Source organism: Chitinophaga pinensis (assembly GCF_007896845.1).
GTDB lineage: Bacteria > Bacteroidota > Bacteroidia > Chitinophagales > Chitinophagaceae > Chitinophaga > Chitinophaga pinensis_C.
This window is the reverse complement of sequence record NZ_VOHS01000008.1, coordinates 1-15,245: the sequence shown is the minus strand read 5'-3', so window position 1 is coordinate 15,245 and position 15,245 is coordinate 1. Positions and strand designations below refer to the sequence as shown.

The 15,245-nt window shown below is 43.1% G+C and carries 12 protein-coding genes and 1 tRNA gene; 5 read left to right on the top strand and 8 right to left on the bottom strand.

Annotated features, from left to right (window positions below; all coding sequences use genetic code 11):
* Positions 1-70: 70 nt before the first annotated feature.
* Positions 71-1,237 (bottom strand): DUF1624 domain-containing protein, encoded by a 1,167-nt coding sequence (locus FEF09_RS10255; protein WP_146305025.1) that lies wholly within the window; start codon positions 1,235-1,237, stop codon positions 71-73.
* A 122-nt stretch (positions 1,238-1,359) separates the two neighbouring features.
* Here FEF09_RS10255 and FEF09_RS10250 point away from each other — a divergent pair, with 122 nt between their 5' ends.
* The 3 genes from FEF09_RS10250 to FEF09_RS10240 all read left to right on the top strand — a co-directional run bounded on the left by FEF09_RS10250 (position 1,360) and on the right by FEF09_RS10240 (position 3,354).
* A complete protein-coding gene (locus tag FEF09_RS10250) occupies positions 1,360-1,719 on the top strand; it encodes a SnoaL-like domain-containing protein (protein WP_146305024.1) in 360 nt (119 codons plus the stop codon).
* Positions 1,720-1,761: 42 nt separating this feature from the next.
* On the top strand, positions 1,762-2,631 hold the full coding sequence (locus FEF09_RS10245) for an AraC family transcriptional regulator (protein ID WP_146305023.1): 870 nt from the start codon (positions 1,762-1,764) through the stop codon (positions 2,629-2,631).
* 84 nt (positions 2,632-2,715) lie between these two features.
* Positions 2,716-3,354, top strand: a complete 639-nt coding sequence (locus FEF09_RS10240; RefSeq protein ID WP_146305022.1) for an ExbD/TolR family protein — start codon at positions 2,716-2,718, stop codon at positions 3,352-3,354.
* A 46-nt stretch (positions 3,355-3,400) separates the two neighbouring features.
* Here FEF09_RS10240 and FEF09_RS10235 read toward each other — a convergent pair whose 3' ends face one another.
* Entirely contained in the window at positions 3,401-3,883 is a 483-nt protein-coding gene (locus FEF09_RS10235) for a DUF4240 domain-containing protein (protein WP_186774275.1), read from the bottom strand.
* Between the two features lie 182 nt (positions 3,884-4,065).
* Here FEF09_RS10235 and FEF09_RS10230 point away from each other — a divergent pair, with 182 nt between their 5' ends.
* Positions 4,066-5,997 carry a gamma-glutamyltransferase family protein gene (locus FEF09_RS10230; protein WP_146305020.1) on the top strand — a complete coding sequence of 644 codons (1,932 nt, stop codon included), beginning with the start codon at positions 4,066-4,068 and terminating at the stop codon, positions 5,995-5,997.
* 79 nt (positions 5,998-6,076) lie between these two features.
* Here FEF09_RS10230 and FEF09_RS10225 read toward each other — a convergent pair whose 3' ends face one another.
* Both FEF09_RS10225 and FEF09_RS10220 read right to left on the bottom strand, forming a co-directional pair.
* Positions 6,077-9,379: a carboxypeptidase regulatory-like domain-containing protein gene (locus FEF09_RS10225; RefSeq protein ID WP_146305019.1), complete on the bottom strand. Its 3,303-nt coding sequence runs from the start codon at positions 9,377-9,379 to the stop codon at positions 6,077-6,079.
* Between the two features lie 369 nt (positions 9,380-9,748).
* On the bottom strand, positions 9,749-11,086 hold the full coding sequence (locus tag FEF09_RS10220) for an amino acid permease (protein ID WP_146305018.1): 1,338 nt from the start codon (positions 11,084-11,086) through the stop codon (positions 9,749-9,751).
* A gap of 107 nt (positions 11,087-11,193) precedes the next feature.
* On the opposite strand from FEF09_RS10220, the gene FEF09_RS10215 reads away from it, so the two are divergent.
* A tRNA-Ala gene (locus tag FEF09_RS10215) sits at positions 11,194-11,267 on the top strand.
* Positions 11,268-11,344: 77 nt separating this feature from the next.
* On the opposite strand, the gene FEF09_RS10210 is transcribed toward FEF09_RS10215, so the two are convergent.
* From FEF09_RS10210 to FEF09_RS10195, 4 genes are all read right to left on the bottom strand, one after another.
* Entirely contained in the window at positions 11,345-12,148 is an 804-nt protein-coding gene (locus FEF09_RS10210; RefSeq protein ID WP_146305017.1) for a FecR family protein, read from the bottom strand.
* A gap of 11 nt (positions 12,149-12,159) precedes the next feature.
* Positions 12,160-12,471 carry a hypothetical protein gene (locus tag FEF09_RS10205; protein WP_146305016.1) on the bottom strand — a complete coding sequence of 104 codons (312 nt, stop codon included), beginning with the start codon at positions 12,469-12,471 and terminating at the stop codon, positions 12,160-12,162.
* 55 nt (positions 12,472-12,526) lie between these two features.
* Positions 12,527-13,072 (bottom strand): RNA polymerase sigma factor, encoded by a 546-nt coding sequence (locus FEF09_RS10200; RefSeq protein ID WP_146305015.1) that lies wholly within the window; start codon positions 13,070-13,072, stop codon positions 12,527-12,529.
* Positions 13,073-13,406: 334 nt separating this feature from the next.
* Positions 13,407-14,402, bottom strand: coding sequence for a helix-turn-helix domain-containing protein (locus FEF09_RS10195; protein WP_146305014.1), 996 nt, complete (start codon positions 14,400-14,402; stop codon positions 13,407-13,409).
* Positions 14,403-15,245: the final 843 nt, after the last annotated feature.

The window sequence follows — 15,245 nt, the reverse complement described above, 5'->3', positions numbered from 1 at the left end:
TTGTAATAATTTTGGCTACTTCCCAAATTTATGCCCCGGTACTGCGATGAAACTTCAGATGAATCGGCTGCTAAATATACTTCAGCCACCACTGGTTGTGCATTTTCCGGTATTCCCGGAACCATTTACATGGCTTATAAAGCACTGCAACAACTGCCATCCATAGCAGGTATACTATCGGTAATGAATAACCGAAATCTGCTGGCCGGAACAAAAATGGAATATTCGGATCGACGATATCTTTCGCTGTATATCCGCTAAGAAAGAAGGCGGCCACTAATAAAAAGTGCAGCAGGTAGAAATGTAACACATAATAGAAGAAGGGCACACTACCATATACCCGCGCAATTTCCTGCCAGCTGCCTTTTGCTTTTTCCAATGCTGCCAGCGCCAGCAATGCGGGTCCCAGTGTCATGCAAAGAAAATCCAATGAAGGCGGATATTTACTGACATCAATAAACTCCAGTAAAGTATCAAAGCCATTTTTCTGCGCTTCCCATGGTGTGGGATTACCGTATTTATTAATCGCTCTCAGTACAATGAACAACAGGATAGCAGCACTACCTGTCATGAGTAAGAAACGTCGGCGTATTTCAACAGCAATGCCGTTTTTAAAATAATAGCCCGCACAATAGCCAAGTAACATGGCACTGGTCCATGGGAGTACAGCATAAAATGCGAAGATGAATCGATTGCCTCCAATAGGTATCACTGTGCCGAAAGATGTAAAGAAGATCTTCCAAAGATTGCCTGGCAGATTGAAATAGTCAAGGATATTGTGTCCGAAGAAAAGTATCAGTCCCGTAATCAGTATCACTTTGAAAGAAGTTCTCATCAGCAGCCCAAGTATTACCATACTGACACCTATTGCCCAGATCACCTGCAGGATAAAAACGTTGTAAAGCGGATTAAAGGTGAGTCCCAGCGTCACAATCACCACTTCTGCAATAATGAGCCATAATCCTCTTTTTAAAAGAAATTTACTGGCTTCGGCGGGTGTTTTCCGTTGAGAAGAAAGATAGGCAGATAAGCCCGACAGAAATACAAATGTTGGTGCGCAATAATGAGTGATCCAGCGTGTGAAGAACAGCCATGGAGTAGTTGTATCAACATCTAACGGATCAGCGGTCATCGCTGTATTATGAAAGAAATCGCGTGTATGATCAAGGGCCATAATGATCATTACAATGCCACGCAGAATATCTATAGATGCAATACGGGGAGTGGATGACTGCATATGCTACGTTATTTACAGGTATGGTTGATACTATTGTGAATATAACGATGTTTAAGCAGCACTGCAATAACTTTCCTGAATTTGATTTAAATTCGGGGACACTCCAAAAATCCACCATTGTCATGACTACACAAGAAATCGCTAACCGCCTTATTGAACTCTGCAAAAAAGGTGACTTTGAGACAGCACAAAAGGAACTGTTCGCTAAAGATGCTGTAAGCATAGAACCTTATGCAACACCTGAATTTGAAAAGGAAACCAGAGGTCTTGATAAGATCTTTGAGAAGGGAGAAAAGTTTATGTCCATGACGGAAACCGTACATGGTGTTGAGCTCTCATCTCCGTTGATTGTGGGCTCCTCATTTGCTCTCACCCTTAAAATGGATATGACCATGAAAGGACAGGACAGAATGAACATGGAAGAATTGTGTGTATACGAAGTGAAAGATGGAAAGATCATTTCGGAGCAATTCTACATGTAACAAAGATGTATTATCTTTTCGGGAGAGAACTATCAGCGGATAATGAAAGGGCAGAAAAAGCGTCAGACGATCAACAATACGTTTTTACAGGAAGACAGCATCGGGCTGGAAATATTTACGATGGAGGAACTCCACGAACAGCACTATGCATTGTTATCACAACCACTGAGAACAAATACTTATCAGGTACTGATATTTTTTACAGCCATTCCACATCATGCTATAGATTTCTCTCCCGTTATCATCCGTCCTTATTCTACCTTTTTTGTACGAAAGGGAAGAGTACATACATTCGATCCACATGCACGGTACGAAGGTATTGTCATTAACTTTACAGAAGATTTTGCCTGTCGGGATGAGCATGACCTGATATTATTACATCAGCATCCTTTATTCAATGGTGGCGGACAAATAGACCTGCAGGATATTGATACTTACAGAGAGATGATAGAAACGATGATGGCTGAATCACGTAAACCCAAAGATGAATTCAGCAGAATGTTTCTTAGAAATCTGTTACAGAATTTTCTCATCCTATCCGGAAGAGAGTATACTGCAACACATCCTTTCAACCATATGAAAGGCCCGGATATGCAGTATGTACAACGATATAATGTGTTAATAGAAAAACATTATAAGACAGTCAGGACTGTCGCGGGATATGCTGCAATACTGCGTATAACAGAGAAACGATTAAATCAGGCAACAACTAATGTAAGTGGAAGATCTCCCAAACAACTAATAGATGATTATATAATGATTGCAGCTAAACGGCTGCTTTCTTTTACCATAATGACGGTAAAAGAAATTGGTTTTGAACTGGGGTTTTCGCAAACGACGCATTTTATAAAATACTTTACCAAACATACAGGTCTTAGTCCCGCCAGTTTCCGGCAACAACAATATATATAGGCTGAAATAGATAGCAAAAAGGAGCAAATGCGCCTTTCCGGCATTTGCTGCAAAGCTGAATTTTGTTGTAAAAATTTAGCTGTTATGCCAAAGATAAAAATGGCCCGGAAGTCCACCGCTGTTGATATGACAGCCATGTGTGATGTCGTGTTCCTGTTGCTCAACTTCTTTATTATGACTACCAGTTTTAAGCCGGATGAACCGGTGGCAATTGTTACTCCCTCTTCTATCAATACAAAGCTTATTCCTGACTCTGATGTTATACTTGTAAGTATAGATAAGGCCGGACGCGTGTTTTTTGATATGGATGGACAACCAAAAAGAAAGCAATTAATTGAAGATATCAACACGCAGTTCAAGCTGGGCTTGTCTGAAAAGGAGATGAATGCCTACATATTGGGGGCAAGTGTGGGCACTGATCTGCACCATCTGAAAGAATACCTTGGCTTAAAAAGCTCCGACAGGCGCAAGTATGCGGGTGAGACCGGTATACCGGTTGATACTGCCAATAATGAACTGGCTGTCTGGATAGAATACGCGCAGTCTGCACAGGGCACGGGTATCAAGGCATTGAAATATTGCATTAAGGCCGACAATGCAACGCCTTATCCGAAGGTAAAAAGCGTGATGGAAACTTTTAAGGAGAAGAATATACAGCATCTGAATCTGGTGACCAGTCTGGAGGCGGCACCAGCAGGAACTGCTGCTGCGGAGGAAGAGTAAACATTGCAACTAAAAAGGGGCTACATATTTGTAAGCCCCTTTCTTATTACCAGCCCCGTGAATTGGAACCGGACTCAATACAGTGGAGACAATATCGTTCAAATTCTTCCCCGAATTTGTCCTGATATACACTATAGCCAATAAAACCGATCTCACCGGAAGAGACGTTTAATGTAGCCACAGCCGGATTTTCATCCACCATATCATAATATTGTTCTCCCATGCCGACGATGAAGCACCTCCGGTGCAGGAAACCGTCATCTGTACCGCCAATGCGTTCATGGATTTCTTCACGGTCTATATGGAAGAGCTTTTCTTCCATGACGTGATTAAATTTCGTTAATTCCCGTTCATCCAGATAAATTAGCTGTTGCTGGATATGGTCTGTAATCTCTGAGGAAACGATGTTTCCGAGATACCTGATTAAGGAGGGATCATTGGTCGTAAGCGCTGTTTCTCTCAAATTATATAAATCTCTATCTGTTGTCCACGCCGTTTCAATGATTTCCCAGAATCTTGTTGCGTTCATAAAGACAGATTTTTGTATGTCGTGGAATAAGTGCCGGGTATAACTAATGTACATTTGCGAAGGCACCCTTTCTATAACACATAAAGGGGTGCAAAGTTCATCCCATATTTTAGAAGTATACCCGTGATTTTGCTATTTTGTCAGCTCCTGGATAATAACACCTCTAAACAGCATATTATTTTATGAAACATCTATTTTTTCTCGTCGCCCTCCTTTCCCTGGGGTTGACAATGCGGGCGCAACAAACCCAGAAGCCGCCACTACATGGACGTCACTGGATGGCAGTGACTGGTAAGCCACTGGCTGCCACAGCTGGTTCTATGATTTTTCAGAAAGGCGGTAATGCGGTAGATGCGGCCTGTGCGATGCTGGCGGCTACCTGTACAATGTGGGACGTATTGAGTTGGGGTGGAGAGACGCAGGCGCTTATTTTCAATCCGAAGACGAAGAAAGTCATTGCCATTAATGCCCTTGGTGTTGCTCCGACTGGCGCGACGCCGGAATTCTTCAAAGGCAAGGGCTATAATTTTCCGCCGGAATACGGTCCGCTGGCAGCGGTAACCCCCGGTACGCCGGGAGGTCTGTGTTATATGCTGGCGGAATACGGCACACTCAGTCTGAAAGAGGTGCTGGCACCTGCCATGGAAATGGCTGCCGGTTACCCAATTGAAGCACAGACGGCCAACAGTATGGAGAGAGCCAAAGACCGTCTGAAGCAGTGGCCTTACAGCAAAGCAGTTTTCCTGACTCATCCGGGCGAAAAAAGGGAAGCGCCGGAAGCAGGAGAGATTTTCGTGCAAAAGGAGCTACTGGCTACGCTGACTAAAATGGTGGAAGCAGAACAGGAGGCTCTGAAAAAGAAGAAATCCCGCAAAGAAGCGATTATGGCTGCCTATGATAGATTTTACAAAGGAGATATTGCAAAGGAATTTGTGCGTGGCTGTCAGGAACAGGGAGGTCTGATCACAGAACAGGATCTGGCCCGCTGGAAACCGATTGAAGAGGAGCCATTGCATGTGAATTATAAGGGGATCGAGGTCTATAAGCTTCAATCCTGGACACAGGGACCTATGTTGCTGCAAAGTCTGAATATTCTGGAGAACTTTGACCTGAAAGGAATGGGTTATAACTCTCCACAGTACATTCATACTTTGTATCAGACGATGAACCTGACTTTTGCGGACAGGGACTTCTATTACGGAGATCCTTATTTCACGCCTAAAACACCGATCACCGGTTTATTAAGCAAAGCTTATGCAAAGGAGCGGGCAAAATTGATCAACCCTGATCGTAATGATCCGGATCCCTTACCGGGTGATCCTTATCCTTTTGAAGGTAAAAGCAATCCTTATCTGCAATTGATGCAGCAACATCAGTCTTTGGCTGATACATCTTCCCGGAAAAAACCAACACGTTTTGTACCGAAGCATGATGCAGCCAGCATTCTTCAGGCTCCGGCTTCCGAAGAAATGTATGCAGTAAATGATATTGATAGTGCTTATATGGACCGATTATGGAGAGGTACTACCAGTGTGGAAGCGGCCGATAAAGATGGTTGGGTGGTATCAATCACACCAAGTGGTGGATGGACGCCAGCCTGTATTGCGGGACATACAGGGGTAGGTATGAGCCAGCGTTTACAGAGTTTTGTGCTTGACAGTGCCTTATGCCCTTTTAACGTTATTGCGCCGGGCAAACGTCCGCGTGTGACATTGACGCCTTCCATGGCTCTGAAAGACGGCAGACCTTATCTTTCTTTCGCTGTACAGGGTGGTGATACACAGGATCAGAATTTATTGCAGTTCTTCCTGAATATGGTGGAATTTGGTATGACAGTACAGCAGGCAACGGAAGCAGCGAATATTAATAGCAATCAACTCTGGCTTTCTCTGGGTGGTACTTCCATCAAAGAGCGTATGCCACATCCGGGAAGTATATTGCTGAACAATAATACACCGGCGACAACGAGAACGATCTTACAAAAAATGGGGTATACGGCGAGTTATAGTGAGCGTACAAGTGGTCCGGTGAATGCAATATTGCTGGATACTGCACATGGCTCATTATGGGGTGGTAGCAGTAACCACGGTGAAGATTATGGTATCGGCTGGTAATACAGCTCGCTTATAAAGGGAAAGGGCAGTCCACCATTGGTGAACTGCCCTTTTTACATAGAATAGATAGTAACAAGAATTAGTTAAACAGGTATCTGATACCGAACTGCATCTGCCAGCGGGAAATGATCGCTGTATTGTTTGCAAAGCTATTGGTCTGATGTACCTGATTGCTTGGATCTGCGTAAGGGAAAGAGAACAGAGGTGTAGTACCATCTGCTGCCAGACCTTCATACTTCAGAGGGTTGGTAACTGTCGCTGCTTTTACGATACCCCAGTTTTTGTTTAACAGGTTGCCCACGTTAATGATATCCAGTGATAAGCGCAGTGTGTGACGAGTTTTACCAGTCTTCATAGAGATATCTTCTGTAACGTTTACATCAGCTTTCTTGAAGAAAGGTAATGTAACAGCATTTGCTTTCGCAACCTCTCCACGGTGAGAAGACAGGTAACCGCTCTGGTTAATGAAGTTGTTCAGTTGTGTCCAGATCTGACCTGCAGTTCTTGGATCAGCAGCTGTACCGGTAGTAGAACCTGTGTGTGTGGTAGCATTGTAAGAACCAACGTTGATCAGGCTGATGTCTTTATCCGTTTTAGGAATGTACATCAGGTCATTGTTGAAGCCATCACCATTCAGGTCACCATTATAAGTGTAGGAAGTAACACCGGCAGGTGCTGCTTCATAAATCAGACCAAATGAAGTAGAGAAATATTTAGCGTAAGATACTTTGTAAGAAGCCATTGCTATAACGCGGTTAGGCAGTCTGTAAGAAGCATATGCCAGGTTCTCACCATTAGGGTCTGTACTTACACCACGTGCGCTCCACAGGGAAGAAGCGGTGCTACCTGTTTCAGCAGCATTGCGTGCATCACCATGCGTATAAGCAACGCTTACATACAGGTTTTTGTAAGTTTTCTGGATACGACCAGTAACGTTGTAAGAGTAACCTTTGTTAGTGTTGCTCATCAGGATAGCGTTACCAATATTAGGATTATCCAGAGTAGTACCTGAGTAATACTTGTTGCTGTTGGCAGTAGATGTCAGATAACGGTCTCTGTGATCACCGCCATTGGTCAGTGCAAACCCGTTTGTTTCATTCAGGTTGATGTTCTGGAAATATACAGCGTTGATATCTTTTGAATAAGTACCTTCTACTGTGAATACCCAGTCACCCGGCAATTTTTTATCAACAGCAACACTGGATTTCAGTACTGAAGGATATTTGAAATTCTTATCAGTCAGTGCTACAGCGTAAGCGGTGTTAGCAGCAGCTGATTCCGGACGATATTTGTTCGGATCAGTATCGAATGCTACACCACTTTTGGTGAATGAACCCCACTGAACACCGTTGTTGCTCGCCTGATTGCTGATCCATACAAATGGAGGAGGACCAGAGAAGATACCTAAACCACCTCTGACCTGTAAGGATTTATCATCCAGAATGTTCCAGTTAAAACCAATACGAGGAGAGATCAGCAGAGCATTACCCGGTGCTTTTCCGATGTCGTAGCTTTTACCGTCTTTAAACTTAAGTGCGTTGAACTGTGGATTTGCTTCGAAATCCTGTTTGTAGATAGTCATATCGAGACGCAGACCGTAGGTCAGGGTGAACTTGTCAGAAGCTCTCCATTTGTCCTGTGCGAATACACCTAATTCGGTGGATCCTGCATAAGCCCATGGGAAAGAACCGTCAGGTAATGCGGAGTACTGCAGATAGTAGCTCTTTGCATTCATATCACCATTCTTTGCACTGTTATAGAAATCAGTCAGGCTGGAGAACTGGTAAGCACCCTGATAACCGGGAGCGAACGCGTTCTTATACTTCCTGTAATAGTCCTGTGTACCAACAGTGATCTCGTGAGAACCTTTATAGAAGGTGAAGATATCAGAGATCTGGAATACGTCGGTATTCAGTACGTTATTGTAGGTGTAAGGCTCGTAACCGAAAGTTGTGTAGATGTTACCGTTGTTCAGGATATCCACCAGTGGGAACGTGCTGGAATTGGAGTGAGAAGAACGGAAGTCACGGAGTGCGGTATAACCAATCTGGAATTTATTGGAAGCTGAGTTACCAAAGCGGCTGTTCAGTTCAGCAATAAAGATGTTGAAGTTGTTATTGATTACATAGCCGCTTCCATAGAATGGCATAGAGTTAAAACCTGGCTGACCACCAGTAACACCTGCCGGTCTGCTGGTACTTGCAAACTGGTCAGAGAATGATTTCAGGCGGTTGTATTTCAGTGTCAGGGTATGGTTACTATTGATGTTCCAGTCTACTTTTGCAGTGATCTTATCACTGTTGGTTTTGAAGGAGTAACCGGAGTAAGCACCCGGATCATAACCATAGTTTGTTTTCAGGAAATTAGCCAGTGCAGCAAGTGTATCAGCATTTGCATTAGAAACACCACCGCCATTGCTTGGTGCATTTCCTGCACTTGAAGGTGTCCAGCTGGTAGCAGGAGTCGTTTGACGGGAAGATTCAGCGTTCACGAAGAAGAACACTTTGTTCTTAACGATGTAGCCACCCAGTGACGCACCACGAATATTGAAAGAGAGGTCAGTTTTAGGAACAACTGCGTTCTCAACTTTGTAACCCTGTGTACCTTCATTTTTGAAGTAGGTGTAAACAGTTCCTCTGAATGTGTTGGAACCACTCTTCGTCACGGTATTCACACCAGCGCCGGAGAATCCGCCCTGACGTACGTCATACGGTGCAACGTTCACCTGAATCTGATCGATCGCGTCGAGAGAGATTGGCTGTGCACCTGCCTGACCACCGAGTGTACCTGACAGACCGAATGAGTTGTTGAAGTTCGCACCATCCACAGTAAAGTTGTTATACTGGTTGCTGCGACCACCAAAACTTTGTCCGCCGGCAGTGCTGGCTGAAGTAGGTTCCAGTTTAGTGAAGTCCTGTGCTGACCTGTTGATGGTAGGCAGCTTTTCCAGCTGGTCACGGCTGATAATCTCCTGTGCACCTGTACGACCGTTATTAAATGTTTTGTCTTGTTTACCTGATTTTATGACAACTTCACTCAGTTGTTTTGTATCAGGTACGATGTTGAAGTCACCAGCATACTCCTGTCCCAGGGAGAGGGTGACGTTCTCAATCTTTTGATCTTTGTATCCGATGTAGGATACAGAAATGGTGTACGGTCCTCCGACGCGGACGTTTGGTACGTTATAACGTCCATCCTTACGGGTGGTTGTCATGTACTTCGTTCCGGTGGGATTGTGTAGTGCGATAATGACAGCTCCGGGAACTCCCGTTTGCCCATCTTTCACCTGCCCGTGGATTTCGGAGGTAGTCTCCTGGGCAAGTAGTAGCATAGGTAAGCTGATCAGCCCGAGGATGGCTGACAGGCATTTTTTTAATAGCATGTACTAATTGGATTTAAAGTTCGAAATACTCAAAAAAAAATCACATAACAGCAGTAGTTATGTTAACAAATTATTTAGATTTTGATTGACAGATTTACGATTACGAAGTGCTCCCTGAAGTAATTAAGCGCGGAAGATAAGTTGACCGGTAACGTTCCCGGAAAAATAATCTACAGGACCGGGAAGTATGTCTTTGAAACAGGTGTTATTGAACGACGGATTTTTTAAAACCCCTCGTTTCAGCAGTGGGTATATCCGCTTGTAATGTACAAGGGGTAAGAGTTTGAGCTTGTTTGTTTTAAGTCGCTTTTAAGTCTTATTTAAGCTGATTTTAAGGTCAGATGTCTGGCTGACTGTCTGGTATGTATGTTATATGTCTTCTTTGGTCGTATTTTCATTTTTAGCCTTCATCCAGAGATATAACGGAATACCTGTCATTTGTAAAAGAAAACCATAAAAAATGGTTTTTTGTCCGGCGCTGGCAATAGCCCAGAATACATACCCGAAAGCAATGGCGAATAAGAGTATGCATTGTGCCCATTCGCTGGTTGTCAGTTTTTTGCTTGTCCGTAATATAAAGTACGAAGCGGTTGAGAACAGGTAAGGTATTAATACAGAAAGTGTCGAAAGCAGTACGAGGAATTTAAATTGATCTACCAGTCCCTTGTTATAGTTCATGATCATAAATACAGAGATCAATATGCTGCTGAAGAACATCCCAACATAAGGCACGCCTTTCTTATTCTCTTTGCCAAATATGCGCGGAAACAGGTTGTCTTTTGCAATTGCGTAAGGTAATTGTCCCTGAATCAGGATCCAGCCATTTAAGGCACCAAATGCGGCAATCGCCACACCTGCGCTCACCAGAAAACGGGCATTGGGTCCCCACATGATGACTGCTGCATCTGCAAAGGGCGTCAGACTATTTTGCAACTGTGCCGGTGGAATGATGCCCATTACACTCACGGTTCCCAAAACATATACAATTGTAACTATAATCAGTCCCAGCATAGTAGCTCGGGGGATCGTCCGCTGTGGATCGGCCACTTTATCTGCCGGTACAGTGGCCGACTCAATTCCCACAAAGGCAAACATAGTGAAGGTCACCGTCTGTGAAATGACCTCAAACAATGACATATTGCTGTTATTGAAAGGAGGGAAGTTGTCAAGCCTAATGAAGAATAATCCGCAGAAAGCGACTGCGATTAAAGGTATCAGTTTAAGGATAGTGGTGATCAGCTGCACTCTGCCTGATACTCTTACGCCGGCGTTGTTGATGGCCGTCAGCAGCCAGATAGACGCCAGTCCTGTCGATGCTGCCGCCAACGTACTGGTAGATAGTAAAGGAATAAAAGTACTCAGCGCACTCACAAATCCTACTGTAATAGCGGCATTTGCACAGGCAACAGCAATATAATACCCCCATGCAATAGAGAAACCCATATAATCCCCGAATCCCCGGCGGGTGTAAGCGTATGGTCCGCCGGTAACGTTTGGAACAATCCGGCTCAGATTACTGAATATCTTCACCAGAAAAAAACAGCCTGTTGCAGAAATCACCCATCCAAGCAAACTGACGCTCCCAAAGGAAGATAAGGCCGCTGGCGCGAGGAATATGCCAGCACCAATCATGTTTCCGACGATCAGGGAGGTGCTGGTTACTAAACCCAGTTTGTTCTTTTCAGTGTGCGCTGTTTTTTCGGGCATATAGAGTCGTATTGGCGCAAAAATAGGTTTTGAGGGAGAAATTGGAATTATTATAGGGAATATTTGCTGATTTCAGGAAAATTTATACATTTGCACACCATTCAGCAGGGGAATTAGCTCAGTTGGCTAGAGCGCTTGCATGGCATGCAAGAGGTCACCGGTTCGACTCCGGTATTCTCCACATAAAGTTAAAAAGCCTTGTAAAGTGATTTACAAGGCTTTTTTTATTGATTTGATTTCTCCAGATGTAAAAGACTATTATTTCAGGTGCAATACATTTGAATTGTCTATTTCGTATTGAAAATTAAGTAATTCTTTCGCGTTGTCCAGGAAAGTAGTAATTGGATCTTTCCGATTCAACTTTCCGGTGAATATTTTAGTCGCCAGTGTGCTATCATCAATCACCACTTTTTTGCCGTACCAGCGGCTAAGCACCTTCGCAACATCCTCCATTCGTTGTGACTTAATGTAGAATACACCTTCTCTCCATGATAATTCGAAGTTTTCGTCAAACGGTGCTATAGAGATGTTTTCATTCAGCGTTGTAGCGAGCGTTCCAGGCTTCAGTAAAACAGAATCAGCTCCTGTTTTTAATGATACAGATCCACTAACCAGTGCAACTTTCGCGTGTTGTTCTTCATATGCATTTACATTAAAGCTGGTACCAAGGACCGTTACGTCTTTTCCACCGGGAAGATGGACGATGAAGGGGCGGCTGGCATCGGGAGCTACTTCAAGATAGGCTTCACCAGTGATTGTAATCTCCCGGTGTTTACCGAATTTGAATGGGAATTCCATTTGGGTTTCGGAATTTAACCTAACGAGAGTACCATCATCCAAGCGGATCTGATAATCAAGTCCGGAGGGTACGGTTAGCGTATTGATGGAGCTATTGTTCTTTTCTTCTGTGGTAGTAAAATTAAGTGTGCTCCCCTTGCCTTTTAGCAGCGCACCATCTGTTTTAATGGTTTGATCACCGGTGAGGGCTATGACCTCTCCCGAGGCAGTTGTTAAAGTGATGTTGTTTGAGGGGTGCTTAAGTCCGGATGTTTGCGTATACATATAGAAACCCACTAAAGCGCCCGTGATACAAGCGGCTGATGCAATCGCATATATCCTGCGGATACGATTTTTTTGCGCCCGGATTTGTTACTTGATTTCGACCAATCTGGCACATTTACAAATTCAGGCCTGTTGATATAATTTTGCGTTTCAATGTTATTGTATTCTGTCATCGCTTCTGCAGAAATAGCGCGTGCTTCCTCATTAGAATTGATTTGCTGTTGCAGGTATTCGTTTTGCTCCGGCGTACTTTGTCCGAAGGCTTTTAAATATGTCAGCCACTTTATCTCCGCTGCGAAATCTTCCTGTTGTAAATTTTCCATTGTAAATGTGCTTATGAACAATACTGATTTTGAGGGGTATTAATAAACAAACGATTCACCTGACGCCCAGTTTCTCTCTTAGTTTTTTCATGCCGATGTGGAGATGATTTCTAATCACTTGAGAAGTCACGCCGCATTGAGCCGCAATATCTTTTATCTTATACTCTTCAAGGTATTTTAATGTAATGACGTTTTTAGGCATGGGTTGCAGCTTCTGCAGAAATGTGGCGACACGTTGTTCCATATCGCTGATCTCGTGTGTAATTTCTGTTTGTATTTCTTCTTGTGCACCGTAAGTGGTTTCTCTATTTGTATCTTTGTTTCGTTTACGAAAATAATCTGCACACTTATATCGTACTGCTTTCTTTAAATAGCCTTCCAGTGAGAGATTAGACAGTTTTAGTCCTTTCAGAGCTTCCTTTTCCCACCACTCTTCGAAAATGTCGTGTACGAGGTCTTCTGCCTGATGCATCGAGCTTCTCAGCAGTGAACGTGCAAGGAGAATTGCCGGGCCCTTGTACCTCAGGTAAATCTCATCAAATGCCGTTGTATCACCATTTCGTAGTCTACTCAGCAGTATTTCATCATTAGTGTCAGTCATTTTCCAATACAATATAGATTAAGACTCTGCTTATGTAAGCATTTCAGTTGGCAGCCATCGGGAGAGTGCGTGTCATCCTGCGATGGTAGGTTATGTTTCGGAAACTGGTCATGAATTGATCATCTTTTCAGATATTCAAAGGCATGACATACTTTAACAAGGATGAATATTTCAACGATCTATTGGCAGAACGTATGAAAATGGACGAGTTGCTGATGAAGTAAACACTGTTTTATCTACGCTGTGAACATAGACAAAGTTTTTCAATTGTGTAGGTCAGGGATGTATGGTGACGAATATAATAAGTTTTACAATAATTTTTTGGTAAAAAAATTTAGCTATCACCATCATCATCCCGGATCAATAATGATCTTACCTCTTCCATTGTCTTTCCAAAGAACTCATAAAATGCATCCTTTAGGGAGATCAGGGATTGGTAACCCATTAACTCAGCTATGGCTTCGAAGGACTTTGAGGGGTTTGCAAGCATTGCAAATACACGGGAAAGCCGCTGGTTAGTGTAGTGATCTGTAAAGCGTTGGCCGTACAGATCCATAAACGCATTTTCCAGATCATCGGGAGCAATCTGGAATTGTCTGGCTATGCGGTTTATATCATGTGATTCAGATAAATGATTGGTTAAATAAGCGTTCAGCGCAAGCATGTTGGCCAGTTCCTGGTCGGATACCCGTTTCTTTCCGGAAAAATATGCATCCAGCTCCTGGCTATATTTACTACAGAATTCCAGTACCAGCTTATTGATCAGCTTTTCAAGCTCCCTGATAGCGGCCGGTCCGGTTTTCTGGTAATTTAACACCTGATTGACCAAAAATGTTTCGTATCCTACCATATTGTATGGCCGGAGATTAATAATTCCACCTGTTTCACTAAAGGATTCCTGTAGAAATTGAAACAATAGAAGAGAGTTGCGAAGATCTTGCTGAATTTTTTCTTTTAGAATAATATGGAAGCAGTAGTAAACACCTTTTTTAATCTGTGCAAAATGCCGGTGGCTGGGCAGCTGGAACATGTTATATTCCTGGGCTGTCAGCATTACGCGGCTTCCGCGGCGTAGACCGGCGTCAATGTTGCCCTGCAACATATAATGCAGTGTCAGAATATTTTCTCCGTGTTTAGGTCTGATGAGCGCGGTCCCTTCCGAATCAAATATGTGAAATTGTACATCATAGTTTGGTAGTTTAATTTTCTGAGATATAACCCTGAGCCCCGGCGTTGAGTAGGTGAAGCACTCTGCAATGGGAATTCTGAGGTGTTCAAACTCTTGAGGGAAGTAATCTGTTTGCATAGCTGCGGGAGATACAAACTCCATTTTGGTTGATTTATTACGTGGTGAATAAAATAAAAATGTACTTCGAGGGTATGAAAATCAGGCGATAAGCCTACTCCAATAAAATTATTCAAAAAAATAACAAAAAAATAAAACAAAAGTGCTTTTAGCTTCGACTATATAGTAAAGAGGTGCAGATACGAAGTTATTGTCAGGCATCAGGGAGTTAAAAAATCGAGATTGCAAAACCAACCAGTACTATTAAATACAACACTCATCTAGTTGTGAAGGACAGCTTATATCTATTTATCAATCAACCATTACTAGCTAATCACTTATGGCTTACAAATTTATCTTACTCAGAGCGAAGCAGGTCTTTACGATTCTGCTGATCTGTCTCAGTCCCTATCGAGACGCATTTGCTCAGGACAAAAGCGCCGAGAGCTACTAACATTTTCGGCTAAACGAACACCTATAGTGAAGTTTTTGATCAGGTGTTAAGCAGACGGGAACCACAGTTTGGTTTACCGATGATATTGGGAAACGTGTGGTTAGAGATGTGGTATTAAAGAATATGCCTATTCAGGAAGTAATGACTAGGATAATACCGAATGATTTTGACTGGATGGTGCGGGGGAGGGATATCGTTGTTAAAAAAAAGAATGATGATGAAGTAGTAACAAATAGTGCAGCCAATAATTTTTTGTTAATACCAGCAGTTCAAGAAATGTTGATGAGGAGTTAATTGATGTCACGGGTAAGGTGGTCGACGAGAATGGAGATCCCATACCAGGAGCCACTGTACTCATCAAAGGAACGATGCGGAACAACAGCTACTATCGAAGGCATTTTTTTATTGAAAAGTGTAAATTTAAATGCAATGAT

Excerpts from the sequence above, each read along its gene's own strand:
- FEF09_RS10225 (WP_146305019.1), bottom strand. The coding sequence starts at position 9,379 with ATGCTATTAAAAAAATGCCTGTCAGCCATCCTCGGGCTGATCAGCTTA.
- FEF09_RS10245 (WP_146305023.1), top strand. The coding sequence starts at position 1,762 with ATGAAAGGGCAGAAAAAGCGTCAGACGATCAACAATACGTTTTTACAG.
- FEF09_RS10250 (WP_146305024.1), top strand. The coding sequence starts at position 1,360 with ATGACTACACAAGAAATCGCTAACCGCCTTATTGAACTCTGCAAAAAA.
- FEF09_RS10200 (WP_146305015.1), bottom strand. The coding sequence starts at position 13,072 with ATGACTGACACTAATGATGAAATACTGCTGAGTAGACTACGAAATGGT.
- FEF09_RS10205 (WP_146305016.1), bottom strand. The coding sequence starts at position 12,471 with ATGGAAAATTTACAACAGGAAGATTTCGCAGCGGAGATAAAGTGGCTG.
- FEF09_RS10230 (WP_146305020.1), top strand. The coding sequence starts at position 4,066 with ATGAAACATCTATTTTTTCTCGTCGCCCTCCTTTCCCTGGGGTTGACA.
- FEF09_RS10240 (WP_146305022.1), top strand. The coding sequence starts at position 2,716 with ATGCCAAAGATAAAAATGGCCCGGAAGTCCACCGCTGTTGATATGACA.
- FEF09_RS10235 (WP_186774275.1), bottom strand. The coding sequence starts at position 3,883 with ATGAACGCAACAAGATTCTGGGAAATCATTGAAACGGCGTGGACAACA.
- FEF09_RS10210 (WP_146305017.1), bottom strand. The coding sequence starts at position 12,148 with ATGTATACGCAAACATCCGGACTTAAGCACCCCTCAAACAACATCACT.
- FEF09_RS10195 (WP_146305014.1), bottom strand. The coding sequence starts at position 14,402 with ATGGAGTTTGTATCTCCCGCAGCTATGCAAACAGATTACTTCCCTCAA.
- FEF09_RS10255 (WP_146305025.1), bottom strand. The coding sequence starts at position 1,237 with ATGCAGTCATCCACTCCCCGTATTGCATCTATAGATATTCTGCGTGGC.
- FEF09_RS10220 (WP_146305018.1), bottom strand. The coding sequence starts at position 11,086 with ATGCCCGAAAAAACAGCGCACACTGAAAAGAACAAACTGGGTTTAGTA.